Source organism: Nocardioides sp. T2.26MG-1 (genome assembly GCF_950101795.1).
In the GTDB taxonomy this organism is placed as follows: Bacteria; Actinomycetota; Actinomycetes; order Propionibacteriales; family Nocardioidaceae; genus Nocardioides.
Genome location: NZ_CATNLZ010000033.1, coordinates 235,967 through 262,721, shown reverse-complemented (window position 1 = coordinate 262,721; position 26,755 = coordinate 235,967). Strand labels below are relative to the sequence as shown.

Genomic DNA, 26,755 nt, shown 5'->3' with positions numbered 1-26,755 from the left:
CGACCGAGATCCCCAGGTCGCGTTCGACGGCGGAGCAGATGGGTGTCTCTTCCATGCGGAGCCCGTTCCCGTTCGGCCGCCGGCTCATGCGCGCGCCGGGGTGTGACTCAGCCGACGCCCGCGAGCCGCACCAGGTCGCCGAGCACCTCGTCGAGCCGGGTGACCAGCGACAGGTGGCCCTCGTCCTCGAACAGGTGCGCCTGCGCGCCGGGCACGTGCACGGCCAGCCAGGCGCCGTGCTCGTAGGGGACCATCGCGTCCTGGCGGCCCTGCCAGATCGCCACCGGCACCGCGATGTCGGCGACGTCGAAGCCCCACGGCGCCACCGCCGCGAGCCCGTCGTCGCGCACGCCGGCCGCACCCTGGGCGCCCGCGCGGTTGAAGGTCCGGCTCAGCCAGTCCGCGAACCCCGCGGACAGGGCGTCGCGGTCGACCGGCGTCACCAGCCCGCCCATCCCCTCGACCAGCTGGTCCGGGGTCGCGGCCAGCATCGGCAGCATGTTCTCGACCACATACGCCTCGTAGACCTCGGGCCCTGCCTCGGCCGCGTGGTACTCCTCGTGGTTCTCCTGGGCCATCCCGGCGAACCAGTCGAGCCCGGGGGCGTCGTACGGCGCGACCCCGGCGAGCGACGCCGCCGCCCGGCAGCGCCGCGGCAGCAGCGCCGCGCAGGCCAGCGCCCGCGGACCGCCGCCCGACCAGCCGAGCGTGACGAACTCGTCGACCCCCAGCGCGTCGAGCACGGCGGCCGACTCGACCACGTCGTCGGCGTACCGGCCCGGCGCGGGGCGCGGCGTGGAGCCGCCGTACCCGGGACGCGAGTAGGTCAGCATCCGCAGCCCCTGTGACCGGGCCGCCTCGTCGAGCAGGTCCCACGGCACCGCCGCGGACGGCGAGCCGCCGTGGAAGAGCCACGGGTAGCCGTCCGGGTCGCCACCGGTGAGGACCTCCACGGACCGGCCGTCGGGCAGGGTGACGTCGCGGAGCTCGCTCATGCGCCCCAGCCTGACAGGATTTCTTGCGGATTCGTCACGGGTTGGCAACATCACCGGCGCGGGACCGGTCTGGACCGCATCATTGCTGCCGTGGTCCTCCGGGGGGTCGCGAGCACCGGCTCGCCCAGTCAGATGCGCTCAGTACGCCGTCGCGCGGCGGCCGCCAGCGCGCTCTTCGTGCTCGTCGTCGTCTCGCTGCTCGTGGTGCACGTCGCCGACGACGCCCGGGCCGACGCCGACCGGTGCGAGCGGTTCGCGGCCGACTCGGCCGCCCGGGGCGAGCAGGTCGCCGGCGAGGGCCGGCGGGTCGTGGTGATCGGGGACTCCTGGTCCGCGGGGCTGGGCCTGGACCGGCCGGCCCAGTCGTGGCCGTCGCGGCTGCCGGGGTCGGTCCACGTGGCCGGGTTCTCCGGCTCCGGCTTCGGCGCCCATGCGAGCGCGTGCGCCGGGGTGTCCTTCGCCGAGCGGGCGCCGGCCGCGGTGCGCGGCGGCGCCGACCTGGTGGTCGTCGAGGGCGGCCTCAACGACTACGACCGGCCGGACGCCGAGATCCGCACCGGGTTCGCGAGGCTGATGCGGGCCCTGGGCGGCGACCGGGACCGGGTCGTCGTGGTCGGGCCGGCCAGCGCGCCGTCCCGCGCGGCCGCCGTACCCCGTGTCGACGCGCTGCTCGCCTCGCTCGCCGAGCAGTACGGCGTCGCCTACGTGCGCACCTCCGACCTGCGGCTCGACTACCTCGACGACCGCCTACACCTCACCCCGGCCGGCCACCAGGCGTTCGGCGACTTCGTGGCGGAGCGGATCGCCGGGCTCGGCTGACCGATCGGCCGCGGCCGGTTGGCACCGCGTGGGAGTATCCCTGCGTGCGTCATTCCCTGGCCGGCCGCGCGGAGACCCCCACGCAGGCCCGGCTGCTCGCCGAGCTGCGCGACGAGGGCCCGCTGTCCAAGGCCCAGCTCGCCGACCGGCTCCAGGTCTCGCGGACCACGATCGCGGCCGAGGTCGCCCGCCTCGGCGAGCTCGGCCTCGCCCAGGAGGCGGGACCGGCGGCGTCGCGGGGCGGGCGGCGCTCGACGATGGTCGACCTGGCTGAGGAGATCCGTTTCGTCGGCATCGCGATCGGGGCGACCGGCATGTCCGTCGGGGTGACCGACGGCCGGCTCGCCGTGCTCGCCACCCGGCACCACCCCTGCGACATCCGGCAGGGGCCCGAGCTCGTGCTGGCCGCCGCGCTCGAGCAGGTGCGCGAGCTGCTGGCCGAGGTCGGGGTGACCCGGCTGGCCGGTGCCGGCGTCGGTGTGCCGGGCCCCGTGGACTTCCACCGGGGGGTGCCGGTCTCGCCGCCGATCATGCCGGGCTGGGACGGCTACCCGGTGCGCGACGCGGTGTCTCGTGAGCTGAGCTGCCCGGTCGTTCTCGACAACGACGTGAACGTGCTGGCGCTCGGTGAGCAGCACGCCGGGGTCGCCAAGGGCGCCAGCGACTTCCTGTTCGTCAAGATCGGCACCGGCATCGGCTGTGGCATCGTGATCGGCGGGGAGCTCTACCGCGGGGTCGACGGCTGCGCCGGCGACATCGGGCACATCCGGGTCGACGAGTTCGGGCCGACCTGCGCGTGCGGCAACACCGGCTGCCTCGAGGCATTCTCCGGAGGCGCGGCGCTCGCCCGGGACGCGACGGCGGCCGCCCGCGCCGGACGCTCGCCGGTGCTGGCGGAGCTGCTGGAGGAGAAGGGCGAGCTCACCGCCGCCGACGTCGGGATCGCGGTCTCCCGCGGCGACGCCCAGGCGGTCCAGCTGATCCGCGACAGCGGCCGGCACATCGGCCAGGTGCTCGCCAGCCTGGTGTCGTTCTTCAACCCCGGCCTGATCGTCATCGGCGGCCGGGTCACCGGTCTCGGGCACGGCCTGCTTGCCGAGATCCGCGGCGTCACCTACCGCCGCTCCCTCTCGCTGGCGACCGGCAGCCTGCCGATCGTGCTCAGCGAGCTCGGCGACGAGGGCGGCGTCATCGGCGCCGCGCGCCTGATCAGCGACTCCGTCTACGCCTCCTGACGTCTCGAGTGCGGCCGACTTCGTCAGGGCGCGACGCCGTACGTGGGCTAGACCTCCGCGACTTTGTCAGGTCGGTTTCGAAAGTAACGACGTGATCTGAAGAACTTTCGCGGCGAAACGCTTGCTAACGCATTGTCCGCGGTCCTACTTTGAGTCTCAATCCAACAAACGGGTGACCGCGGTCACAACCGGTGCGGAGCGACGCGAGGGAGGGCCGGTCATGCCAGACACCGCCTCGCGCACGGAGAAGCTCGGGCTGGTGCTGCGCCGGCTGCGCGACCAGGGGCCGCGCTCCCGGGCCCGTCTTGCCGAGGAGCTGGACCTGTCCCGGTCGGCCGTCTCCGGCCTCGTCGCCGAGCTCGAGGACTTCGGGCTGGTCCGGACCGGCGGCGTCGAGCGGGGCGGTCTGGGACGCCCGGGCACCGCGGTCGAGCTCGACGGGAGCCGGGTGTGCGGCCTCGGCGCCGAGATCAGCGTCAACCACGTTGCGACCGTTGCGCTCGACCTGCGTGGCCGGGTGGTGGCCGAGCACCGCGAGTCCGTGGACGCCTCCCGCCTGAGCGTCAGCGAGGTGCTCGACCACCTCGCCGCGCTGATCGCCCGCACCGAGGACGAGGTGCATGCCGCAGCCGCCCAGGTCGTGGGGCTCGGCGTCGGTGTGGCCGGACTGGTCGACCGCACCCGCGACGTGCTCACCCTCGGACCCAACCTCGGCTGGCGCGACGTGCCGCTCGGCGCCGAGCTCCGCGGCCGGCTCGGTGCGGCGTACCCCGTGCTCCTCGACAACGAGGGCAACCTGGCCGCCACCGCCGAGGCGCTGCCCGGCGACCCCGCCCGCCAGGACCTCCTGGTGCTGTTCGGCGAGGTCGGTCTCGGCGGCGGGATCGTCGCCGACGGCCGGCTGCTGCGCGGCCGGCAGGGGTACGCCGGGGAGATCGGCCACATGATCGTCGACCCGGGCGGCCGCCGCTGCGGCTGCGGGCGGATCGGCTGCTGGGAGACCGTGTGCGGCCTCCGGGCCCTGATGGGTGCCGCCGCCGACCCCGACGACCCGGTGCGCGACCCCGCGCTCTCGATCGACGACCGGCTCGCCGAGATCGACCGTCGCGCGGCGCTCGGCGACACCCGGACGGTCGCGGCACTCGACCAGGTCGGCGGCTGGCTCGGGATCGGTGCGGGGATCCTCACCAACGCGCTCAACCCCGGCGCCGTCGTGCTCAGCGGCTACTACGCCGCCCTCGGCCGGCACCTGCTGCCCGCGATGGAGCAGCAGCTCGCCGCCGGGGTGGTGGCTCCCCAGGTCGGCGGCACCCGCGTCGTGGTGTCGACCCTCGGCTTCGCCGCCGCCGTCCACGGCGGCGCGACGGTCGTCCTCGACACCGTCTTCCACGACCCGACGATCGTCGCGCGGCCACCCGCCGCCGTCCCCGGAGGAGCCCGATGACCACCACGCCGCTCACCCCCGTCCCCGGCCCTGAGGCGCTGCTCCAGATGACCGGCATCGTCAAGGAGTTCCCGGGCGTCCGCGCCCTCGACGGCGTCGACCTCGACGTCCGCGCCGGCGAGGTGCACTGCCTGATCGGCCAGAACGGCGCCGGCAAGTCGACGCTGATCAAGGTGCTGTCCGGCTTCCACCACCCCGACGACGGCACGATCACCTGGGACGGCGAGGAGGCCTCGTTCTCCACGCCCGCCAAGGCCATCGACCGCGGTGTCGCGACGATCTACCAGGAGCTCGACCTGGTGCCGCACCTCGACGTCGCCGAGAACGTCTTCCTCGGCCACGAGGTGTCCCGAGGGGGCTTCACCCAGCGGCGCCGGGCCCACGGACGCGTCCGGGAGCTCCTCGTCCGGCTCGGGCACTCCGAGATCGCGCCGACCCGCATCGTCGGCGAGCTCTCGCCGGCCAAGCAGCAGATCGTCAGCCTGGCCCGGGCCCTCTCGCGCGACACCCGCCTGCTGATCCTCGACGAGCCGTCGGCCGTCCTCGACCAGGAGGAGGTCAACAACCTGTTCCGGGTGATCCGCGACCTCGCCGCCACCGGCGTCGCCGTCGTCTACATCTCCCACCGGCTGGAGGAGATCCGCGAGATCGGGGACCGGATCACCGTTCTGAAGGACGGCCGCACGGTCGCCACCGGGCTCGCGGTCGCCGACACCCCGACGTCGGAGCTGATCAGGCTGATGACCGGCCGCTCGATCGAGTACGTCTTCCCGCCCCGGTCGGAGGCGCCGTCCGACAGCGGCGAGCCGGTGCTCGACGTGCGGGACCTCAGCCTCCCCGGCGTGTTCACGGGCGTCGACCTCTCCGTGCGCGCCGGCGAGATCGTCGGGCTGGCGGGCCTCGTCGGCGCGGGCCGGTCCGAGATCCTCGAGACCGTGTACGGCGCCCGCCGGGCGTCTGCCGGCACCGTCACCGTCGACGGCCGGAGGGTGCGCCGAGGATCCGTCGGGCACGCGGTCCGGGCCGGCATCGGCCTGGCGCCCGAGGAGCGCAAGAGCCAGGCGCTGCTGCTCGACGAGGCCGTCTACAAGAACATCACGGTCTCCTCGATGACCCGGTTCGCCCGCCTGGGCTTCCTCGACCAGCGTGAGGAGCGCCGGCGCGCTCTCGAGCTGACCAGGAGCCTCGACGTACGCCCCGAGGGCGTGACCCGCGCCGCGAACACGCTCTCCGGCGGCAACCAGCAGAAGATCGTGCTCGCCCGCTGGCTGCTGCGCGACTGCCGGGTGCTGCTCCTCGACGAGCCCACACGCGGTGTCGACGTCGGTGCCCGCTCGGAGATCTACCAGCTCATCCGGTCGCTCGCCGACCGCGGCGTCGCCGTCGTGGTCGTGTCCAGCGAGATCGACGAGGTGCTCGGCCTGGCGGACCGGGTCCTCGTGGTCCGGGAGGGCGAGGTCGTCCACGAGTCCGCCGCCACCGCGATCGACGAGGCAGCGGTCCTCGACCTCGTCATGGAAGGAAGGGTTCCGGCATGAGCCAGGACAGTGCCCGCCTCGAGCGGGCCGAGCTCGAGACCGACCGCGAGGCCAGTGCGGTCCTCGCGCTGCTCCGCAGCAGTGTCGGCCGCAACGCGGGACTCGTCGTCGCGCTGCTGCTGATCTGCGTCGTCGGCGCCGTCAGCGCGGGCGACCGCTTCAGCTCGACCGACAACGCGCTGACGATCCTGCGGCTCGCCGCCACCATCGGCGTCGTCAGCATCGGCATGACGTTCGTGATCATCGGCGGCGGCATCGACCTCTCGGTCGGCGCGATCGTCGCGCTGTCGTCGGTCTGGTGCACCACGCTCGCCAGCCAGCAGTTCGCCGAGGACACCCACTGGATCATGATGGTCCTCACCGCGATCCTCGTCGGGGCGGGCTGTGGGCTGGTCAACGGCCTGCTGATCGCGTACGGCGGGATCGTGCCGTTCATCATGACGCTGGCGATGCTCGCCAGCGCTCGGGGCCTGGCCGAGATCATCAGCGACCGCAAGACCCAGATCCTCGGCGCCAAGGGCACCGACGTCAGCGGCTTCAAGGACTTCTTCAACCGGGAGATCCTCGGCGTCGACGTCTCGATCTGGATCTTCGCGATCGTGGCGGTGATCGGTTGGGTGCTGCTCAACCGCACCACGTTCGGTCGCCGCACCGTCGCCGTCGGCGGCAACCCCGAGGCTGCGCGCCTGGCCGGCATCCCGATCAAGCGGCACACGGTGTACCTCTACGTGCTGGTCGGCGTCGCCTGCGGCATCGCCGCGCTGATGCTGGTCGCCCGCACCACGACCGGCAGCTCCACCCACGGCACCCTCTACGAGCTCGACGCGATCGCCGCGGTCGTCATCGGCGGCACGCTGCTGACCGGTGGCCGCGGCACGATCGTCGGCACGGTCCTCGGCGTCCTGATCTTCTCGACGCTCACCAACATCTTCATCCTCAACAACCGCTCCTTCTCCGAGCAGTCGCTCTTCAAGGGAGCCATCATCGTCGCCGCCGTGCTGCTGCAGCAGCGGTTGGCGTCTCGGAGCAACACCACCTAGCGGCACCGAGCGATCCGCCGCGCCACCACCACCCGCACCACCCCTTCTGCATGAGCAAGGAGCACCACCATGTCCCTGCGGTCCACCACCTCGAAGAGCAGGAAGCGGCTCGCCACCGGTCTCGTCGCCGGTCTCGCCGTCCTCGCGCTCACCGCCTGCACCAGCAACAGCGACGGCGACGACAACGGCAACAACGACGCCAACGCCCCCGCGGCGGCCCCGGCCGGTGCGAACGACGAGACCGGTGACACGGTCGTGATCGGGTTCTCGGCACCCGCCGCGGACCACGGCTGGATGGGCTCGATCACCGCGTCGGCCAAGAAGGAGGCCGCGAAGTACGACGACATCGAGCTGCGCGTCGCCGAGGGCACCAACGACGTCGCCGTCCAGATCAGCCAGGTCGAGACCTTCATCAACGACAAGGTCGACGCGATCGTGCTGCTGCCCTTCGACGGTGCCGCCATGACGCCCGTCGCGCTCAAGGCGATGGCCGCCGGCATCCCGGTGATCAACGTCGACCGTGAGTTCAACGACCCGAACGCCGCGCGCGTCACCGTTCTGGGTGACAACTACGGCATGGGTGTCTCGGCCGGCGAGTACGTCTGCGAGAACGCCGGCGGCGACAAGGGCGCCATCGTGGCCGAGATCGCCGGCATCGACTCGCTGCCGCTGACCCAGGACCGCAGCCAGGGCTTCAAGGACGCGCTCTCCGAGTGCGGCCTGGACGTCGACAACAGGGTCGCCGCCGACTTCACCGTCGAGGGTGGCTCGGACGCCGCGGAGCAGCTGCTGCAGGCAGCTCCCAAGATCGACTTCCTCTGGAACCACGACGACGACCAGGGTGTCGGCGTCCTCGCGGCGATCGAGAACGCCGGTCGCGACGAGTTCGCGATGATCGGCGGCGCCGGCTCCAAGAACGCGATGGAGGCCATCCAGGCCGGTGACGGCGTGCTCAAGGCGACGGTCATCTACCCGTCGACCCAGGCCGCCGACGGCATCCGCCTGGCCCGCCTGCTGGTCCAGGGCAAGGCGATGGCGGACATGGTCGAGGTCGAGGTGCCCCGCGTGGTCCAGCTCTACGCCCCCGTCGTGACTGCCGACAACGTCGACCAGTACATCGACACCGCGTTCGAGTCCTGATCGACACCAGTCGACAGCACGCCGCGAGCCCGCCCCCGCTCCGTCCCGGGGGCGGGCCCGCAGACCCCACGGGAGCCACACCATGACCGAGTCACCCCGATCCACCCTGCGCGTCGCGATGGTGGGCCATGCCTTCATGGGCAACGCGCACTCGCAGGCCTGGCGCACCGCACCGCGGTTCTTCGACCTGCCGCTCGCCCCCGAGATGTCGCTGGTCGTCGGCCACGACGCCGACCGGGCCGCGGCCGCCGCCGACCGGCTCGGCTGGGCCGCGAGCTCCGCCGACTGGCGCGAGGCCGTCGCCCGCGACGACGTCGACCTCGTCGACATCTGCACCCCCGGCTTCACCCATGCCGAGATCGCCGTCGCCGCGCTGCGCGCGGGCAAGCACGTGCTGTGCGAGAAGCCACTCGCCAACACGGTGGCCGAGGCCGAGGCGATGACCGCTGCGGCCGCGGAGGCCCGGGCGCGCGGCGTCCGCGCGATGGTCGGCTTCACCTACCGACGCGTCCCCGCGATCGCGTTGGCCCGCCGGCTCGTCGCCGAGGGCCGCGTCGGCGAGATCCGCCACGTCCGTGCCCAGTACCTCCAGGACTGGATCGCCGACCCCGAGGCGCCGCTGTCGTGGCGCCTGGACAGGTCCAAGGCGGGCTCCGGCGCGCTGGGCGACATCGGCGCCCACGTCATCGACCTCACGCAGTTCATCACCGGCGACGTGATCCGGGAGGTGTCCGGCCGGCTCGAGACGTTCGTCAAGGAGCGCCCCTACCCGGCGGGTGAGACCGCCGGCAGCCTGGGCGGCGGCGGGTCCTCCACCGAGCGCGGTCCGGTCACCGTGGACGACGCCGCGTCGTTCCTCGCGACGTTCGCGGGGGGCGCGATGGGCGTGTTCGAGGCGACCCGGTTCGCCTCGGGCCGCAAGAACGGCATCCGGATCGAGGTCAACGGCTCGCGCGGCAGCGTCGCGTTCGACTTCGAGGACATGAACGTCCTGCAGTTCTTCGACGCGACCGAGGACGCCGACACAGCCGGCTTCCGGCGGATCCTCGTCACCGAGCCCTCGCACCCGTACGTCGAGCACTGGTGGCCTGCCGGCCACGGGCTCGGCTACGAGCACGGCTTCACCCACCAGGTCGTCGACCTGGTGACCGCGATCGCGGAGGGCACCGACCCGGCCCCCTCCTTCGCCGACGGTCTGCAGGTCCAGCGCGTGCTGGCCGCGGTCGAGACGAGCTCCGACACCCGCACCTGGCAGGAGATCACGCAGTGAGCGACTACACCCCGCGCCCCGAGGACAAGTTCTCGTTCGGCCTCTGGACCGTCGGCTGGCAGGGGGTCGACGTGTTCGGCCCGGCCAGCCGCGAGCTGCTCGACCCCGTGGCGGCGACGTACCGGCTCGCCGAGCTCGGCGCCGCGGCCGTCACCTTCCACGACGACGACCTGCTCCCCGACGACGCCGAGCGCGAGGCGACGCTGACGCAGTTCCGGAAGGCCCTCGACGAGACCGGGCTGGTGGTGGAGATGGTCACCACCAACACGTTCTCGGACCCGGTGTTCAAGGAGGGCGCGATCACCGCGAACAACCGGGAGGTACGCCGCTACGCGCTGGCCAAGGTGCTGCGCAACATCGACCTCGCGGCGTCCCTGGGTGCGCAGACGTTCGTGATGTGGGGCGGCCGGGAGGGCGCCGAGCACGGCGGCAGCAAGGACATCGGTGCCGCGCTCGACCGCTACCGCGACGCGCTCAACACCGTGTGCGCGTACGTCAAGGAGCAGGGCTACGGGATCCGGTTCGCGCTCGAGCCCAAGCCCAACGAGCCGCGCGGCGACATCCTGCTGCCGACGGTCGGTCACGCGCTCGCGCTGATCAACGAGCTCGAGCACCCGGAGATGGTCGGGCTCAACCCCGAGGTCGGGCACGAGGAGATGGCCGGCCTGAACTTCGCGCACGGCATCAGCCAGGCGCTGTGGCACGGCAAGCTGTTCCACATCGACCTCAACGGCCAGCACGGGCCGCGCTTCGACCAGGACCTGCGCTTCGGCGCCGGCAACCTGCGCGGCGCGTTCTGGACCGTCGACGCGATGCTCGGGGCGGGCACCGATCGGCGCTACGACGGCTATGTGCACTTCGACTACAAGACGCCGCGGGTCGAGGCGATCGACGGCGTCTGGGAGTCGGCGCGCGGGTGCATGCGCAACTACCTCATCCTCCGCGAGCGGGTGCAGGCGTTCCGCGCCGACCCCGACGTCGCGGCGGCGCTCGAGGCCGCCGGCGTCGGCGAGCTGCGGGAGCCGACCGTGGCACCCGGCGAGTCGCTCGACGACATCCGGAACGCGTCGTACGACCTCGTGGCGCTGCGCGAGCGCAGCGTCGCGATGGAGGCCCTCGACCAGCTCGCCATGGAGCACCTGCTCGGCGCCCGCTGAGTCCCGTCACCAAGGAAGGAACGCAAGATGCCACGACCGATCACGCTGTTCACCGGGCAGTGGGCCGACCTGCCGTTCGAGGAGGTCGCCCGGCTCGCGTCGGAGTGGGGCTACGACGGGCTCGAGATCGCCTGCTGGGGCGACCACCTCGACCCGTGGCAGGCCGACGACGACGCCTACGTGCAGGGCAGGCTCGACCTGCTCGAGAAGTACGGGCTGAAGGTCTTCGCGATCTCCAACCACCTCAAGGGCCAGGCCGTCTGCGACGACCCGATCGACGCCCGCCACCAGGCGATCCTGCCCGCGAAGGTGTGGGGTGACGGCGAGCCCGAGGGCGTGCGGCGCCGCGCCGCCGAGGAGATGAAGCTGACCGCGCGGCTGGCGCAGAAGCTCGGCGTCAAGACCGTCATCGGCTTCACCGGCTCCTCGATCTGGAAGTACGTCGCGATGTTCCCGCCGGCCTCGCAGGAGATGATCGACGCCGGCTACCAGGACTTCGCCGACCGGTGGCACCCGATCCTCGACGTCTTCGACGAGTGCGGGGTGCGGTTCGCTCACGAGGTGCACCCCTCCGAGATCGCCTACGACTACTGGACGACCGTGCGGACCATGGAGGCGATCGGTCACCGCGAGGCGTTCGGCCTCAACTGGGACCCCTCGCACTTCGTGTGGCAGGACCTCGACCCGGTCGGGTTCCTGTGGGACTTCCAGGACCGGATCTACCACGTGGACTGCAAGGACGCGAAGCGGTTGACCGGCAACGGCCGCAACGGCCGGCTCGGCTCGCACCTGGCCTGGGCCGACCCGCGCCGCGGCTGGGACTTCGTGTCCACCGGCCACGGTGACGTCCCGTGGGAGCAGTGCTTCCGGATGCTCAACACGATCGGGTACGACGGCCCGATCTCGGTCGAGTGGGAGGACGCCGGGATGGACCGCCTGGTCGGCGCGCCCGAGGCCCTCGAGTTCGTCCGCCGGCTCGCGTTCGACGCCCCCACTGCCGCCTTCGACGCGGCGTTCGCGACGTCCGACTGAGCCCCCGCCGTCCGCTTGTAACGCTCCTCTATCGCCCTCGATCCGGTGGCGCTCCAGCGTGACCGGAGGGACATAGAGGAGCGTTACAAGCGGTGAGGTGTGCACCGCGGCCCTCGACGGTCCGCGACCGCGGCTAGGGTTCTCGGGTGCCTGACGCCCCGCCCACGACCTCGCCTCCGAGGACGTCCGTGACCGAGCTGCTCGGCACCGCGGTGGCGGCGCTGGGCGGCCAGGAGCGCGCCGGGCAGGTGCGGATGGCCGAGGCCGTGGCCGAGGCGATGGACAAGGGCCAGCACCTGCTCGTGCAGGCCGGCACCGGCACCGGCAAGTCGCTGGCCTACCTGGTGCCCAGCCTGCTGCACGACAAGCGGGTCGTGGTGGCGACCGCGACGCTCGCGCTCCAGCACCAGCTCGTCGAGCGTGACCTGCCGCGGCTGGTCGAGGCGGTCAAGGCGGCCCCTGGTGGCCAGGGTCTGGACACCAGCCACGCCGTCCTCAAGGGCCGCTCCAACTACGCCTGCCTGCACCGCATCCGCGAGGGCGTGCCCGACGACCAGGGCGCCCTCGAGGTTGAGCTCCCGTCGGGCTCGCTCGGCAAGAAGGTCCTCGAGCTGCGCGCCTGGGCCGAGGAGGAGACCGAGCAGGGCGGCACCGGCGAGCGCGACAACGCCCCGCGGCACACCGACCGCGAGTGGCGCCAGGTCAGCGTCAACCACCGCGAGTGCCTGGGCGCCGCCAAGTGCCCCTTCGGCCAGGAGTGCTTCGCCGAGCGGGCCAAGGAGAAGGCGCACCGCTCCCACCTGGTGGTCACCAACCACTCCCTGCTCGCGATCGACGCGATCGAGGGCGTCCCGATGATCCCTGAGTACGACGTCGTGGTGATCGACGAGGCGCACGAGCTCACCATCCGGGTGACCCAGGCGGCGACCGACGAGCTGTGGGCCGCCGAGGTCGAGCGCGCGGCCCGGCGCAGCCAGCGCCACGTGGAGGGCGACCAGGCCAACGACCTGGCCGACGCGGCCGACGCGCTGCGCGAGGCGATCGCCGAGGCCCGTCCCGGCCGGTTCGACCGGGTGCCCGAGCAGCTCGCCGACGCGCTCGTGCTGGTGCGCGACGCCGCGCGCGCCTGCGTCTCGGCCTACCCCAAGGCCGACGCCTCCGACGAGGCCGACGCCGGCCGCACCCAGGCCAGGGGCGCCGTGCAGGAGGTGTTCGCGACCGCCGAGCGGATGGCGTCCGGCTCCGACGCCGACGTGCTGTGGCTGACCGAGGGCACCGAGCGGATGCCGCCGCGGCTGTGCGTCGCGCCGCTGCAGGTGTGGGGCCCGATGCGCGACAAGCTGCTCAGCGACAAGACGGTCGTGTTCACCTCGGCCACGCTGATGCTCGGCGGCGACTTCTCCTCGGTCGCGACCAGCGTGGGCCTCAAGCCGTCGGAGCGGATCGTCGACGGCACCCCGGTCGCCGAGCCGTCCGTCGACGAGCACGCCCTGCCCTGGCGCGGCATCGACGTCGGCAGCCCGTTCGACTACGGCCGGCAGGCGATCCTGTACGTCGCCCGCCACCTGCCGCCGCCGGGCCGCGACGGGCTGGTCCGGGCCCAGCTCGACGAGATCGTCGAGCTCGTCGACGCCGCGGAGGGCCGCACGCTCGGGCTGTTCTCGAGCCGCCGCGCGGCCGAGGCCGCGGCCGAGGTGGTCCGCGAGCGGCTGCCGCACCTGACCACGCTCGCGCAGGGTGACGCCCAGCTGCCCGAGCTGGCCGCCCAGTTCGTCAGCGACCCGCACACCTGCCTCTTCGGCACGCTCAGCCTCTGGCAGGGCCTCGACGTCCCGGGCGACACCTGCCAGCTGGTGCTCATCGACCGCATCCCGTTCCCGCGGCCCGACGACCCGCTGCTCAGTGCCCGCCAGAAGGCCGCCGACGCGGCGGGCGGCAACGGCTTCATGCAGGTCGCGGCCACCCACGCCGCGCTGCTGCTCGCGCAGGGCGCGGGCCGCCTGATCCGCACCCACGCCGACCGCGGCGTGGTGGCGGTGCTCGACCCCCGCCTCGCGACCGCACGGTACGGCGGCTTCCTCAAGGCCAGCCTGCCTCCGATGTGGACCACCACCGACCCGGCGGTGGCCCGCCAGGCGCTGGCCCGGCTGTCGGCCGGGGCCACGCCCTAACGCGTCGCCGTCGCCCGCACCAGCACCTTGCGGCCGTCGTCCCTCGAGCTGCCGTTGCAGGAGTAGGCGCCGCCGTTCCAGCAGGTGTAGCGGGTGCCGACGTTGGCCAGCGTGACCTCGACGTACCGCACGCTCTTCGAGCCGAACCCGACCTTGCGGGTGGCGCCGCCGGACGAGCTGAGCGGCACCACGGACACCAGCGGGGCGCCGGCCTTGCGGTAGACGGTGACCACGGCGGCCGGACGGGTGGCGCGGTCGGGCAGGTCGAGCGTGAGCCTCAGCTTCCACGAGGTGGCACTCAGGCCGGTGCCGGGCACGAACCGGGCCGTGACGCTCGACAGGTGCTTGAGGGTGGCGGCCTTCCAGCCGCTGTCCTTCTTCGCACTGGTGAGCTTGAAGCTCCCGGCCGGCGGCGCGGTCGGGTAGTGGTTGGCGGCGCCCTCGGCGTACCACCGCGCCGGCGCCCGGTTGGCGGTGGCGAACAGGGCGTAGAGCGTGGTGAGGTCGTAGCCGTAGTCGCCGAGCGTGTTCGCGACGGCCTGGATCGAGTACTCGTCCCGGCCGCCGGCGGCGCCGTCGGCGCGCCGCCAGATGTCGCGCACCAGCGTCGGCAGCCCGCCCTCGGCGGCGTCGAGCTGCTCGGTGAGGAAGCGGAAGAAGACCCAGGTGCCGTACTGCGCGCCGTCCTCGTTGAACGTGTCCAGGGGCTGGGCGGGCCTCTTGAGCGGGCTCTCCGGCAGGTACTGCAGGTTGTCGTCGACGTCGTCGTAGAGCTCGTCCTCGGCCCAGGTCGCGGTGGCCTCCATCAGCCAGGAGTCCTCGAGGGCGTCGTAGCCGAACTGCACCGCGTGGAAGTACTCGTGCGCCGCGGTGACCTGGAGGTTCTCCAGCGGCGTGTTGGTCGGGAACCCGGCGTAGTCGTTGTCGAGCACGCAGTAGGCCCAGGCGTCGAAGGGCCCGGTGGCGGGCGGGTTGGGCATGTCGCTGGTGCAGTAGCCGTAGAGGCCCTCGTCGAAGACGTCCTCGAGGTAGATGTCGGTCTTGGCGTCGCCGCCCGCGACACCGTCGGCCTTCGGCGCCCGGTAGCCGGCGGCGACGTACCTGTCGTGCACGCCGTCGACGGTCGCGATCACGGCCTCGACGTAGTCGGGCGTCCCGTCGGAGTCCGCATCGGTGGCCGGTACGGCGTCGGCGCCGCTGGTCGTCCAGTGGTAGCAGTTGTCGGCGGTACAGGCCGACTGCGGCAGATCGGGGCGGGCCAGCAGCCGGTTCGCCGCCGCGCGGTCCGCCCCGGCCAGGTCGCCGCGGTGCAGCCACAGGTCCCGCAGCGCCATCGTGGCGTCGCCGCGGTGCTCCCCGGACAGCACGGCCTGCGCCTCGGCCAGCACCGCGCGGGCCTCGGAGCGCGAGGCGGACACCTTGGCGGGATGGTCGGAGCGGCTGTCGTGGTCGTCGGCAGCGGTCGCGACGGACAGGCCGCCGGCGACCAGGACGGCCAGGGTGGTGAGGACGGCAGGGACGGCGAGGGCGGGTCGGAGGTGCACCCCTCCAGCCAACTAGATCCCCGCGTCCGGGGGCATGACCCGATCGGGCTATCGGAGGGCGGTGGCCCGGAACCGCATCGGCAGGTCGTCGTCCTCGGACCGGCCCCGGCAGGAGTACCCGGTGTCGACCGCGCGCCAACACTTGTAGGCGACGCCGGCGTTGGCGAGCGTGACCTCGGCGTACCTCACGTCCCGACCGAAGGCCAGCCGCACCGAGGCGTCGCCGTCCCGGGAGAGGGCCACCGGCGTGGTCACCGGCCGGCCTTCGGTGCGGTAGACGGTGACGACGGCCCCCGACCCACGCCTGGTGGCGGGCAGGTCCAGCCGCACCCGCAGGTGGCGCCGGGCGGTCGCGGGGTCGCGGGTGATGCGGATCGTCGCGCTCGCGAGGTGGTCGACCCGGCGGGTGGTCCAGGCGCTGTCGAGGCGGTCGGCCGAGAGCGCCACCGTGGCGGCCGGCCTCGCCACGGGGTAGGCGTTCGCGGCGCCCTCGTCGTAGGTCCGGCCGGGCCGGCGGTTCGCGTCGCCGAACGCCGCCCAGACGTCGCGCAGGGTGGTGCCGCGCTCCTTCAGGACGTGGTCCACCGCGGCGATCGAGTAGTCGTCGGGGGCGCCCTTCGAGCCGTCGACCCGCTCCCAGAGCTCCCGCATCAGCGTCGGCAGGCCGCCCTTGCGCCCGCCGAGGTTCTCGGTGAGGTAGCGGAAGAAGATCCAGTCGCCGTACTGGCGCATGCCGACGGACTCGAAGTGGTCCATCGGCTTGGCGGGCTGGGCCAGCGGGCTCTCGGCGAGGTACTGCAGGTTGTCGTCGACGTCGTCGTAGACCTCGTCCTCCGCCCAGGTCGCGGTCGCCTCCATGAACCACGCGTCCTCGTAGTAGTCGTAGGCGAACTGCACGGCGTGGAAGAGCTCGTGGGCCGCGGTGACCTGGAGGTTGGCGAGCGGGCTGTGTGTGGGGAACTCCGCGTAGTCGTTGTCGAACGCGCAGTAGGCCCAGGCGTCGTTGGGGCCGTCGGCCGGTGGCGGGACGTCGGTGTCGCAGTAGCCGTAGAGCCCGCGGCCGCCGAGGTCCTGCAGGTAGATGTCCAGCAGCCCGCTGCCGCCCCGGAGACCGTCGCTCTCGGGTGCGCGGTAGCCGGCCGCGACGTACGTCGCCAGCACGTGCTCGGCGGTCTTCGCGACCTGCTCGACGTACGCCGAGCTCGCCTTGCCGGTGCCGGTCGTCGACCAGTGCACGCACACGAGCGTGAAGCACTTCGCGTGCGTGGCGCTCGGCCGGGTCAGCAGCCGGTCCGCGCCGGCCCGGTCGGCGCTGGACAGCTCGTCGCGGTGGCGGCGCAGGTCGCGCAGCGCGAGCGTGACGTCGCGGTGGGTGGCGCCGCTGAGCGCCGCCCGGGCCCCGGCCAGCGCCCGAGCGGCCGCCGGCCGGCTCTCGGGGGTCGCCTGTGCCGGCACCGGCCCCACCAGCCCCCACAGCACAGCGGCGACCGTGGCGCACACGGCGGGGACCAGAGCAGGACGGAGACGCACCTGCTCACCCAATCACGGCCCCGCCTGCCCTCGTGCGTCGGTGGGGAGGCTCACCGCCCCACGCAGCTCCAGGACCCCCACTCGACCCTGACTGTCGCCGCTCAGAGCAGGCTGCGTCCGTCGTAGCCGCCCCGCGGTGCGCCGGCGCCGAAGAACGCGGCGACCGTGGGCGCGACGTCGATGGTGCGAGCCACGCGGGACGACGCGGTGCGGCGGGGTACGGCGCGGTGGCCGCCGCCGATGAAGAACGGGATGGACCGGGTGGCGGGGTGGCCGTGGTTGCCGGGGATCGGGTTCGCGAACAGGTCCGGGTCGCTGAACCGCCAGCCGGCCTTGCAGAACACCACGACGTCGCCGGCCTCCGGGCCGAGGCGCAGCCACGGTGCGGTGCGCGGGTAGGCCGCGAGCACGCCGTCCTGCGCTCGGGCGATCGCCCGCATCCGGCCGACCGCCGCGGCGCGCTGCGCCTCGGGGCCGGTCCAGTACAGGAGGTCCGCGCCGCCGTTGTCGGCGATCTGCACGTTGCCGGCCAGCAGCGGGTCGGCGGCGAGCGGGCCGGTCAGGCTGATCACCTTGTCGGGCGTCGACCAGTCCATGGAGTGGTCGGCGAGCACGATCACGATCGACTGCTCCCACACGCCCTGCGCCTCGAGCGCGTCGAGGAACCGCTGCACCTGGAGGTCGGTGTCGGCGAGCGCCAGCCGCCGGGCGAGCCGGAGCGTGGTGCCGGTGAGGTCGGCGTGCCCGAACCGGTCGATGTCGCCGAGGTTGACGAACATCAGGCTCGGGTCGAACTCCTCGAGCATGGTGATCGCCGCGTCGATCGTGAACACGTCCGGGGCGTGCTCGGTGATCGGGAGGGTCGGACTCGGCTCCCATCGGTGGGTGGCGCGGCCGCCGAACACGCCGTACAGGTAGGTCTTGCTGAGCACCGTGCCGGTGGTGTGCCCGCGCCGGTTGAGCCGCCCGATCAGCGTGTCGCAGCGGATGTCGGAGGGCCGGTCCATGTCCCGGACCTCGCCGAGCGCTCGGTCGTAGACGGAGTTGGCCGGCACGCCCGTGCGGTCGGGCCGCAGCCCGGTCATCATCATCACGTGGTTGGGGATGGTCTCCATCACCGGCATCGAGGAGGCCTGCGGGAACCGCAGCCCGCCGTCGCGCAGCGCAGCGAGGTGGGGGGTCAGGCCGGAGTCGATCTCGTCGGGGCGGCATCCGTCGATGACCAGGACGTAGGCCCGCTTGCGGCTCCGGGCGGCGTCTGCGCGCCCCGGGGTGCCGGCGACCGTGGAGAACACCAGGCCGGCGGCGCCGGCCTTGAGGAAGGTACGCCGGTCTCCCCGGATCTGGCCGCTCACACCGGCTCCGAGACCTGCTCGACGCGTCCGGTGCCGGTCTTGGTCGCATAGGACACCGACCAGGTGATCGGGGTGTCCCGCTCGGCACGGTCGCCGATCACGTACCAGTCCATCTGGGCGCGGGTGGGGGTCACGTCGAGCACCGAGAAGCCGTGGTCGTCGAAGTTGAGGTACTTGATGTGCCGGTTGTTGGCCTTGATGATCCCCTCCACCACGGTGCTGGTCGAGTGGGGCGGCGTGCCGGTGATGTCCTTGAGGTTGTTCGAGGTCACCGAGGAGCACACGAACTCCACCCCGGCGGAGTCGCCGACCGGATAGGTCGAGGCGTCGTACGGCAGCTCGCACGCCCACCCCGAGTGGATGTCGCCGGTGACGAACAGCGCGTCGGTGACCTGGTGGTCGCGGATGTGCTCGAACACCTCGCGCCGGTCGTCGGTGTAGCCGTCCCACTGGTCGACGTTGTACGGGATGCCGTCGCGCGGGATCAGCCCGGTCACGTCGTTGACCGGGTCGACGAGGTCGTGGGGGAGGGCCGCGAAGTCGACGGGCGCGATCATCACCGGGTTGCCGATGATCTTCCACTGGGCGCGGCCGCGCGACAGCGACTGCTTGAGCCAGTCGAGCTGCTGGCGTCCGGTGATGGAGCGGTCGGGGTCGCTGACCGCGGGGCCGGGGAACGGGACCTGGGCGTCGCGGTAGCTGCGCAGGTCGAGCATGCTGATCTCGGCCAGCCGCCCGAAGCGCAGCCGGCGGAAGAGCCGGTCGCCGTCGCCGAGCCGGGCGGTGCCGTCCATCCGCACCGGCATCCACTCGTCGTAGGCCCGGTGCGCCCGCGCCCGGCGCTTCAGGAAGGAGCCCTCGCCGAGGTCGGTGTTGTGGTTCTCGGCGCCGTCGCGGTAGGCGTCGTTGGCGACCTCGTGGTCGTCCCAGGTGATGATCCACGGGTACTTCGCGTGCAGCGCCTGCAGGTCGGGATCCTGCTTGTACTGCGCGTGCCGCTGGCGGTAGTCGGCCAGCGAGACCATCTCGTGGGCCGGGACGTGCGGACGGATGTCCCGGTCGCTGATGCCGTAGCCGTACTGGCCCGGTCCGTACTCGTAGAGGTAGTCGCCCAGGTGCAGGACGGCGTGCAGGTCGTCGCGCGCGGCGAGCCCGCGGTACGCCGAGAACCAGCCGGCCTGCAGGTTCGCGCAGGAGACCACGCCGAACCGGACGTGGTCGGGCGTGGCGTCGGCGGCCGGGGCGGTGCGGGTCCGGCCGACCGGGCTGGTGGCGGCGCCGTACCGGAAGCGGTAGTGGTACCAGGTGGCCGGCTCGAGACCGGTCACGTCGACCTTGACCGTGTGGTCGCGGGCCGGCCCGGTCTGAAACGTCCCGCGCCGCACGACCCGCTGGAACGCCGCGTCGGTAGCGACCTCCCACCGCACCGCGACCCGCGGGCCCTGGCCCGACCCGGGGGTGCTCGCCGCGGTCGGCGTGAGCCGGGTCCAGATCAGCACGGCGTGGGGGAGCGGGTCGCCCGACGCGACACCGTGACGGAAGGGGCTGCGGCGCCGGGCCGGCGCCTCGGCAGCTGCGGCGGCGCTGCCGCCGTCGGGACAGGCGACGGCGAGGGCCGCCGCCCCGGCGGATGCGGTGCCGAGGACGGTTCGTCGGTGCAGGGGAGGCGTGGTCACGCCTTAGTGAACGACGGATCGGCCCGCCGGGCACGGATGGACGGGTGTGAGCATCGTCCGTTCACCTGGGCGACACCTGGTCGACCGTCGACGCAGACGGAACCGCCGCTCAGCCAGTCGGTCTCACTGTTCCGACTCGACCAGGTGATGACCTACGTCCTCATGGTCCTCGTGCTCATCGTCGCCGTCGACCTCGGCAGCGGCCAGGTACGGCGCCGGCTCGCTGCGGAGGATCCGCCGCACCAGACGGCTGATCTGGATCCGGCCCAGCGCCTCGGCGGCGGCCCAGCCGGCTGCGATGACCATCCAGCCGACGATCGCGTCGATCACCCAGTGGTTGCCGGTGCCGACGATCACGATCGCCGTGCCGAGGGCGTAGAGCCAGCCGAGCACGCGCACCCACTTGCGGGAGGCGTAGATCTGCAGCGCGAGCGCGACCCAGAGCGACCAGCCGGCGTGCAGCGACGGGAACGCGGCGAGCTCGTTGGTGAGCCCGCCCAGCCCGCGCGGCGCGGAGGCGTCCCCGCCCCACCAGCCGTCGGCCGCGTGCAGGCTGAGGACGTCGACGTACCCACCGATGAACCGCGGCGGCGCGGTGGGCAGCGAGATGTAGGCCATCAGCCCCAGCAGGGTGCCGATGACGAGCGCCCGGCGGGCCGGGCCGTAGCGGTCGGCGCCGAGGCGCCACAGCCAGATCAGCACGGCGGCGGTGACGATGTAGTGGAGGCTGGCGTACCAGTAGCTGCCGAGCAGGCCGATCACCTTGTAGTCGGTGAACAGCCGGTTGAGCGGCACCTCCCACTGGATGCCGATCAGGCCCTCGATGTCGACCAGCTCGTCGGCGCGACGGAGCGCGGGCGCCATGTTGGTGTCGGCGAGCAGCCGGGCGAGGCTGTAGAGGACCCAGAGGCCCACGACGAGGACGAGCTCGAAGAGCCCGCGCGCCCACCGAGGCCATGGGTGGGCGCGAGCGAGCGCGGATGCTGTCGACACAGCACCAGCGTGGTTCATGCAGCCTCCCCGTGGCATCCGGGATCTCCCCGAACTCAACACCAGGGTCTGCTCTGGTAATTCCCCGACCATCGGGAGAGCTAGACCCGGCGCAGCACCGCTGTCACTTTACCCAAGATCGTGGCGTGGGTGCCGTCGATCGGATCGTAGGCCGGGTTGTGCGGCAGGAGCCACACATTTCCGTCCTTGCGCTGGAAGGTCTTGACCGTGGCCTCCCCGTCGATCATGGCCGCCACGATCTCGCCGTTCTCGGCGGTGGGCTGCTGCCGGATCGCGACGTAGTCGCCGTCGCAGATCGCGGCCTCGATCATCGAGTCGCCGCGCACCTCCAGCAGGAACAGCTGCCCGTCGCCCACGAGCTCGCGCGGCAGCGGGAAGACCTGCTCGACGCGCTCCTCGGCCAGGATCGGGCCGCCGGCGGCGATCCGGCCGACCACGGGCACGTAGCGCGCGGCCGGGAGGGCGTCGCCCACCCCGGTCTCGTCGAACGGGGTCTCCTCGGCACTCGACATCGACCGGCGGGCGGCCATCACCTCGGGCAGGAAGACCTCCAGCGCCCGCGGCCGGTGGGGGTCGCGCTTGAGGAACCCCTTCTCCTCGAGCGTCTTGAGCTGGTGGGCCACGCTCGAGGAGCTGGTCAGCCCGACGGCCTCGCCGATCTCGCGCATGGACGGCGGGTAGCCGCGGTGCTCGATGGAGTCCTTGATGTGCGCGAGCACGCGCTGCTGCCGCGGGGTGAGCCCGGTGGCGTCGGGCGGCCCGTCGGGGAGCTCGGAGACGCGCTCGCTGGAGCGGGGGGCGGGCTTCTTGCCGGTCTTGGGCGGGGCCATGTGAGCACGGTAGCCGGGTCTGGTGGTTGGTTCAAACACCTGTTCGAACGGCGTGTCGGCCAGACTGCGGCCATGAGCGGATCGACCAGGGGTTCAGTCCGGGGCGCAGGCAAGAGCGCGGTGGTGACCGGCGGCGCGCGCGGGATCGGTCGCGGGATCGCGGAGCGGCTGGTGGCGCAGGGGTACGCCGTCGTGCTCGGCGACATCGACGGTGCAGGCGCCCGGCGGTGTGCCGAGGAGATCGGCGCGGCCGAGGGCCGCGCGCTCGACGTACGCGACCCCGACGCGCACCGGGAGGCGGCCGCCGCGGCCGCGGAGCACGGCGAGCTCACGGCGTGGTTCAACAATGCCGGCATCGGCGACGACGGGCTGGTCGGCGACCACTCCGACGAGGTGGTGCGCCGCCTGGTCGAGGTGAACCTGCTCGGCACGCTGTGGGGGATGCGCGCGGCGGTGGCGGCGTTCGGCTCGCGAGGTGGCGACGTGGTCAACACGGCCTCGCTCGCCGGCCTCGGCCCGGTGCCGGGCTACAGCGTGTACGCCGCGACCAAGGCGGCGATCGTCTCGGCGTCGATGTCGGTGTCGGCCGAGACGCCCCGGCGGGTGCGGGTCCACGCGCTGTGCCCCGACGGGGTGCGGACCGCGATGCTCGACGCGCAGCGGCCCGGTGGGCTGGGGGCCGCGCTGGTGCACTCCGGCGGCCGGATCCTCACCGTCGAGGAGGTGGCCGAGGCGGCCGTGGACCTGGTCGGCTCCGGCCGCGTGGTGCGCACCGTGCCCGCCTGGCGCGGCGGCCTGGTGCGGGCCACCACGCTCGCCCCGTCGGTCGCCGGCCGCGCCACCGGCCTGTTCGCCGCGCAGGGCCGGCGGGCCATCGCGAAGGGACACTGATCGCTCCGCCTGGCGGGGAGGATCTCCTCGAACAAATGTTCGTGTCGGACCTTGATTCGTTCGAACACGTGCTCTAACGTCGTACACATGTTCGATCGAACGTCTGATCGAGTCGCCGGTCCAGACCGTCCCGCCGGGACTGTCGGTGGCCGCCACTAGAACTGACATCGAGAGAGCACGACCCGAGGCAGACCGCCACTTCCCCAGGAGGTCACGATGAGCACGATGACGATCGGCACCACCCACATCCACCCGGTGCGCCCGACCCGCCAGGCCCGTCCCGGCTCGGTCCGGCTGACCCGCCGCGGCCGGCTGGTGGTGCTGGCGATCGCCGTGTTCGCGATCCTCACCGTGGGCTTCGTGCTCGCCGGCGGCTCGGTCGCCACCAGTGACTCCGGCACGCCCGAGCCCACCCGCGTGGTGATGGTCGGCGCCGGCGACACCCTCTGGGACATCGCCGCCGGCCTGTCCGGCGACGGCGACGTGCGCGCGATGGTCGACCACATCCAGCGCCTCAACGCTCTCGACTCGGGCATGGTCACCGCCGGGCAGCGGCTCCTCGTGCCGGTCGAGTAGCCGAGCACCACACAGACATCGTCAGCCGCTTCGACCCCGGCTGGCGAGCCGGGGAAGACGAGGGGCGGGGCCCGGTGGCCCCGCCCCTCGCGGCGTCCTGGGAGATCTGGGTCAGCGCGCTGCGCGCCGGCCGCCGACCGGCCGATCGGGCTCGGCCTCCGTGGCGGCCCCGGGGGAGCGCGCGGCGCCCCCGGTCATGCCGAGCCGGCGCAGCACCCGGGCGACGAGCATCAGCCCGACGAACAGGCACGCGACTGCCCCGGCCGAGGCGAGCGCGAGGAACCACCAGGCCTCGGTGTCCCCGTCCCGGGCCGTGGAGCCGAAGTCGATCGCGGCGTACACGAGGTATCCCCACGCCACGATGCAGGCGGTGATGCCGAGCGCCAGGAGCAGGAGGGCCGGTTGGAAGCGCCGGTGCGGCCGCGGCCCACGCCGCGACCCCGCTCGCTTCCCGCCCCCGCTGGCTGCCACCGCGCCATTGTGTCCGATCCGTGGCTACCCTGCTGCCTGTGGGTGAGTTCGCCGAGGGACCGCTCGCGGCCCTGTCCCACTTGGGCACCGAGCTCGAGGATGCCGCCGACGTCGAGACCGTCGCGCGGGCGGTGCTGCGCGACCTGCAGGCGCTGCCGGGAGTCTCGCGGGTGGGCCTGGCGCTCAACGAGGGCGGCGGCCGGCGACTCCGCCTCCTCAGCACCGACTCCGGCGGGTGGTGCCACATCGACGCCTACGACGACGTCCCGCTCACCCGCGTCGTGCGCACCGGCGAGCCGGTCCTCGGCGGCCTCGACGACCTCGGTGGCCGCTTCGCCGAGCTGCTCGCCCGGCAGCGCAAGGTGGGCACCCGCGCGCTGGCGGCGCTCCCACTCCCTGGCGCCTCGTCCCCGATCGGCGGGCTGATCCTCTACTTCGACCAGGATCAGGCCTTCGACGGGCCCCAGCTGCGACTGCTCGAGGCGGCCGCCCGGCGTACCTCCCAGGCGGTACGCCGGGTCCGGCGGCTCGACGCGGACGACCACGGGGACGACGATGGCGAGCACCCGCACCGGGCCTCGGTCCGGCTCGCGGGCGACCCGCGAGCGCCCCGCGAGGCACGGCGGTTCCTGCGCGACGTGCTCGCGACCTGGCAGGTGGGCGACGAGGTGCTCGACTCCGCCGAGCTGTGCCTCTCCGAGCTCGTGACCAACGCCGTCGTGCACGCCGGCACCGGCTCGGTGCTGACCGTCGCGCTCGAGGACGACATGCTCACGGTCGCGGTCCGCGACCGGGGCGCGGGGGACACCCCCGAGCTGGTCGAGGACGACGACCCGCTGAAGGTCTTCGGTCGCGGCCTCCAGCTCGTCGACGCCCTCTCCGACCGGTGGGGGACCGAGCGCGACGAGGCCGGCACGGTCTCCTGGTTCGCGCTCCGGGTCGGCACGGCCGCCTAGGACTCCGGTCCCGGCGCCGAACCGACCCGGAGCGTCGAGTCGGGAGGGTCAGGCGGCGAGCGTGACCTGGAGCTCCTCGCGCAGGCGCGCCATCAGCCGGGTGAGCAGGCGCGAGACCTGCATCTGGGTCACCCCGATCGCCTCGCCGATCTGCGCCTGCGTGCAGCCGCGGAAGAACCGCATCTCCACGATCGTGCGCTCCCGCTTCGAGAGCTTCGCGAGCACGGGGGCCAGCACCGCGCGGGCCTCGGCGACGTCGAAGCCGGGGTCGGTGAACCCCAGGCGGCGGCCCATCGGGTCGTCGTCGTCCTCGTGGGCCGGGGCGTCGAGGGAGGCCGGCGCGAAGCAGCCGCTGGCGCCGAGCGCCTCGACCACCAGGTCGCGGTCCAGGCCCAGGTGCTCGGCGATCTCGGAGGGCCGCGGGGCCCGGCCGAGCTGCTGGTAGAGCTCGCCCTCGCAGGCGATGATCTTGGTCTGCGCCTCCTGGATCGACCGAGGCGGGCGCACCGTCCAGCCCAGGTCGCGGAAGTGGCGACGGACCTCCCCTCGGATCGTCGGGATCGCGAAGCTCAGGAAGTCGAAGCCGCGCTCGGGGTCGAAGCCCTTCACGGCCTTGACCAGGCCGACGTACGCGACCTGCTCGAGGTCGTCGGACGCGATGCCGCGGCCCCTGAAGCGGCGGGTGGCGTCGACCGCCACGGCCATGTTCAGTCGGATCAGCTGGTCGTCGATCTCAGCGCGCTCGGCCGGGCTGGCGTCGGCGCGGAGGGCGAAGAGTCGGACGGTCTCATCGGAACGGCTTGGTGCGGTGCCTGCAGTCATCGGGGGTGACCTCTCCTGTCTTCGGTTGTCCAGCGGCCGTTTCACAACCGCATCCGTAGACCTGCCCGGGATTCGTACACCGTTAAACCACCCTTCGGGGTGGTCTATGCGGCGGCCCCCGCCAGTGGCACCGCGGCCTGCCCGGCACTTCCGGGCGTTCGCGCCGCTCCACCTGTGCGGACCGACGCCGGTCCGCCCCACCGTCTGACCCACCGCCCCGCCACCCGCTGACGCGCCGGGCGCGCGGTGGTGCTCGCGCCGCCATTGCGGCCCTGACCTGCGCGTTTGCGGCGACGTCTGGACATACCCGAAGTACGGTGCCACGCCACTTGCGCACCCCTGGTGGCCAGGCGTACGGTTACCACTACATCTAGTAGTTACAACGGTGTAGTTATCCACATCTAGTCCACAGAACCGCGGTCGTGGTGCACAGGACAGAGGTGGAAGACCCACAGTCTGCTGCTTGTTGTACACAGCGGATCCCCCGATATCCACAGCCCGCGCCCACCCCTTCGAGGGTGTTCTTCGCGACCCCACGCACCGACCGACCCGCGAGAGGAGTGACCCATGCACTGTCCGTACTGCCGCAACACCGACACCCGGGTCCTCGACTCGCGGGTCGCCGACGACGGTGGGTCGATCCGGCGCCGGCGTACCTGCTCGGCCTGCGCCAAGCGGTTCACGACCGTCGAGATGATGCAGCTGACCGTGCTCAAGCGCTCCGGCGCCACCGAGCCGTTCGCCCGCGACAAGGCGATCGCGGGCGTCCGCAAGGCCTGCAAGGGCCGCCCGGTGACCGAGGACCAGCTCGCCTGCCTGGGCCAGGAGGTCGAGGACGCGCTGCGCCTCGACGGGGCCGCCGAGATCCCGGCCCACGAGGTCGGCCTGGCGATCCTCGGCCCGCTCCGCGCGCTCGACGAGGTCGCCTACCTGCGCTTCGCCAGCGTCTACCGCGCCTTCGAGTCGGCCGACGACTTCGAGGACGAGATCGCCCGGCTCCGAGCGGAGCGAGGAGCCGGAAGTCCGGTGGTTGAGGCGCTCGACGCGCCAGCGGCGAGCCTCGAAACCGTGCGGGCCGAGCGGGCGCCTACCGGCGCCCCGGCTCCTCCCCAGCCCGTCGCGACGGGCTGACCCCAGACCGCCCGGGTGGATCGTGGGGAAGCGGTCCGCCCGGGCGCACCAAGCGTCCGCACCCTCGGCGCAGCAGCGCTGTCGGTGCCGAAAGCAATGATCAGGCAACACCAACCTCGAG

The 26,755-nt window shown here is 72.8% G+C and carries 23 protein-coding genes; 14 read left to right on the top strand and 9 right to left on the bottom strand.

All coding sequences use genetic code 11. The features are described 5' to 3' along the window. Window positions 1–107: 107 nt before the first annotated feature. Window positions 108–995: an alpha/beta fold hydrolase gene (locus QQZ14_RS19365; RefSeq protein WP_284536048.1), complete on the bottom strand. Its 888-nt coding sequence runs from the start codon at window positions 993–995 to the stop codon at window positions 108–110. Window positions 996–1,085: 90 nt separating this feature from the next. On the opposite strand from QQZ14_RS19365, the gene QQZ14_RS19360 reads away from it, so the two are divergent. From QQZ14_RS19360 to QQZ14_RS19315, 10 genes are all read left to right on the top strand, one after another. Then, complete coding sequence (locus QQZ14_RS19360; RefSeq protein ID WP_284536047.1) at window positions 1,086–1,814, top strand: SGNH/GDSL hydrolase family protein; 729 nt, start codon at window positions 1,086–1,088, stop codon at window positions 1,812–1,814. Window positions 1,815–1,858: 44 nt separating this feature from the next. Further along, on the top strand, window positions 1,859–3,049 hold the full coding sequence (locus QQZ14_RS19355) for an ROK family transcriptional regulator (protein ID WP_284536046.1): 1,191 nt from the start codon (window positions 1,859–1,861) through the stop codon (window positions 3,047–3,049). A 220-nt stretch (window positions 3,050–3,269) separates the two neighbouring features. Continuing rightward, window positions 3,270–4,493: an ROK family transcriptional regulator gene (locus tag QQZ14_RS19350; protein ID WP_284536045.1), complete on the top strand. Its 1,224-nt coding sequence runs from the start codon at window positions 3,270–3,272 to the stop codon at window positions 4,491–4,493. Continuing rightward, entirely contained in the window at window positions 4,490–6,031 is a 1,542-nt protein-coding gene (locus QQZ14_RS19345; protein ID WP_284536044.1) for a sugar ABC transporter ATP-binding protein, read from the top strand. The genes QQZ14_RS19350 and QQZ14_RS19345 overlap by 4 nt, the downstream gene beginning before the upstream one ends. Then, window positions 6,028–7,071: an ABC transporter permease gene (locus tag QQZ14_RS19340; RefSeq protein WP_284536043.1), complete on the top strand. Its 1,044-nt coding sequence runs from the start codon at window positions 6,028–6,030 to the stop codon at window positions 7,069–7,071. Before QQZ14_RS19345 ends, QQZ14_RS19340 begins: the two co-directional genes overlap by 4 nt. Window positions 7,072–7,140: 69 nt before the next feature. Continuing rightward, window positions 7,141–8,211 (top strand): substrate-binding domain-containing protein, encoded by a 1,071-nt coding sequence (locus QQZ14_RS19335; protein WP_284536042.1) that lies wholly within the window; start codon window positions 7,141–7,143, stop codon window positions 8,209–8,211. Between the two features lie 82 nt (window positions 8,212–8,293). Continuing rightward, window positions 8,294–9,481 (top strand): Gfo/Idh/MocA family protein, encoded by a 1,188-nt coding sequence (locus tag QQZ14_RS19330; RefSeq protein WP_284536041.1) that lies wholly within the window; start codon window positions 8,294–8,296, stop codon window positions 9,479–9,481. Continuing rightward, complete coding sequence (gene xylA / locus QQZ14_RS19325; RefSeq protein ID WP_284536040.1) at window positions 9,478–10,638, top strand: xylose isomerase; 1,161 nt, start codon at window positions 9,478–9,480, stop codon at window positions 10,636–10,638. The genes QQZ14_RS19330 and xylA overlap by 4 nt, the downstream gene beginning before the upstream one ends. Window positions 10,639–10,665: 27 nt before the next feature. Beyond that, window positions 10,666–11,670: a sugar phosphate isomerase/epimerase family protein gene (locus QQZ14_RS19320; RefSeq protein ID WP_284536039.1), complete on the top strand. Its 1,005-nt coding sequence runs from the start codon at window positions 10,666–10,668 to the stop codon at window positions 11,668–11,670. A gap of 254 nt (window positions 11,671–11,924) precedes the next feature. Further along, entirely contained in the window at window positions 11,925–13,841 is a 1,917-nt protein-coding gene (locus QQZ14_RS19315; protein WP_446740508.1) for an ATP-dependent DNA helicase, read from the top strand. Here the strand turns inward: QQZ14_RS19315 and QQZ14_RS19310 are convergent. From QQZ14_RS19310 to lexA, 6 genes are all read right to left on the bottom strand, one after another. Then, window positions 13,838–15,385 carry an MXAN_6640 family putative metalloprotease gene (locus QQZ14_RS19310; RefSeq protein ID WP_284536037.1) on the bottom strand — a complete coding sequence of 516 codons (1,548 nt, stop codon included), beginning with the start codon at window positions 15,383–15,385 and terminating at the stop codon, window positions 13,838–13,840. The genes QQZ14_RS19315 and QQZ14_RS19310 overlap by 4 nt on opposite strands. A 48-nt stretch (window positions 15,386–15,433) precedes the next feature. After that, window positions 15,434–16,915 (bottom strand): MXAN_6640 family putative metalloprotease, encoded by a 1,482-nt coding sequence (locus tag QQZ14_RS19305; RefSeq protein ID WP_284536036.1) that lies wholly within the window; start codon window positions 16,913–16,915, stop codon window positions 15,434–15,436. Between the two features lie 101 nt (window positions 16,916–17,016). Then, window positions 17,017–18,270, bottom strand: coding sequence for an alkaline phosphatase family protein (locus tag QQZ14_RS19300; protein WP_284536035.1), 1,254 nt, complete (start codon window positions 18,268–18,270; stop codon window positions 17,017–17,019). Beyond that, the gene (locus QQZ14_RS19295) at window positions 18,267–19,946 is read right to left on the bottom strand and encodes an alkaline phosphatase D family protein (RefSeq protein WP_284536034.1); all 1,680 of its coding nucleotides are present in this window, start codon (window positions 19,944–19,946) and stop codon (window positions 18,267–18,269) included. The genes QQZ14_RS19300 and QQZ14_RS19295 overlap by 4 nt, the downstream gene beginning before the upstream one ends. A gap of 123 nt (window positions 19,947–20,069) precedes the next feature. Then, entirely contained in the window at window positions 20,070–20,939 is an 870-nt protein-coding gene (locus QQZ14_RS19290) for a phosphatase PAP2 family protein (RefSeq protein WP_284536033.1), read from the bottom strand. A 98-nt stretch (window positions 20,940–21,037) separates the two neighbouring features. Then, window positions 21,038–21,787 (bottom strand): transcriptional repressor LexA, encoded by a 750-nt coding sequence (gene lexA / locus QQZ14_RS19285; RefSeq protein WP_284536032.1) that lies wholly within the window; start codon window positions 21,785–21,787, stop codon window positions 21,038–21,040. A gap of 72 nt (window positions 21,788–21,859) precedes the next feature. On the opposite strand from lexA, the gene QQZ14_RS19280 reads away from it, so the two are divergent. Both QQZ14_RS19280 and QQZ14_RS19275 read left to right on the top strand, forming a co-directional pair. Then, window positions 21,860–22,678 (top strand): SDR family NAD(P)-dependent oxidoreductase, encoded by an 819-nt coding sequence (locus QQZ14_RS19280; RefSeq protein ID WP_284536031.1) that lies wholly within the window; start codon window positions 21,860–21,862, stop codon window positions 22,676–22,678. Window positions 22,679–22,894: 216 nt separating this feature from the next. Further along, window positions 22,895–23,254, top strand: a complete 360-nt coding sequence (locus QQZ14_RS19275) for a LysM peptidoglycan-binding domain-containing protein (RefSeq protein WP_284536030.1) — start codon at window positions 22,895–22,897, stop codon at window positions 23,252–23,254. Window positions 23,255–23,365: 111 nt separating this feature from the next. Here the strand turns inward: QQZ14_RS19275 and QQZ14_RS19270 are convergent, their stop codons facing one another. Continuing rightward, window positions 23,366–23,725, bottom strand: coding sequence for a hypothetical protein (locus QQZ14_RS19270; RefSeq protein ID WP_284536029.1), 360 nt, complete (start codon window positions 23,723–23,725; stop codon window positions 23,366–23,368). A 38-nt stretch (window positions 23,726–23,763) separates the two neighbouring features. Here QQZ14_RS19270 and QQZ14_RS19265 point away from each other — a divergent pair, with 38 nt between their 5' ends. Next, a complete protein-coding gene (locus QQZ14_RS19265) occupies window positions 23,764–24,681 on the top strand; it encodes an ATP-binding protein (protein ID WP_284536028.1) in 918 nt (305 codons plus the stop codon). A 48-nt stretch (window positions 24,682–24,729) separates the two neighbouring features. Here QQZ14_RS19265 and QQZ14_RS19260 read toward each other — a convergent pair whose 3' ends face one another. Then, window positions 24,730–25,503, bottom strand: a complete 774-nt coding sequence (locus QQZ14_RS19260; RefSeq protein WP_284536027.1) for a sigma-70 family RNA polymerase sigma factor — start codon at window positions 25,501–25,503, stop codon at window positions 24,730–24,732. 567 nt (window positions 25,504–26,070) lie between these two features. Between QQZ14_RS19260 and nrdR the strand changes: the two genes are divergently transcribed. Continuing rightward, window positions 26,071–26,634 carry a transcriptional regulator NrdR gene (gene nrdR, locus QQZ14_RS19255; protein WP_284536026.1) on the top strand — a complete coding sequence of 188 codons (564 nt, stop codon included), beginning with the start codon at window positions 26,071–26,073 and terminating at the stop codon, window positions 26,632–26,634. Window positions 26,635–26,755 lie beyond the last annotated feature (121 nt).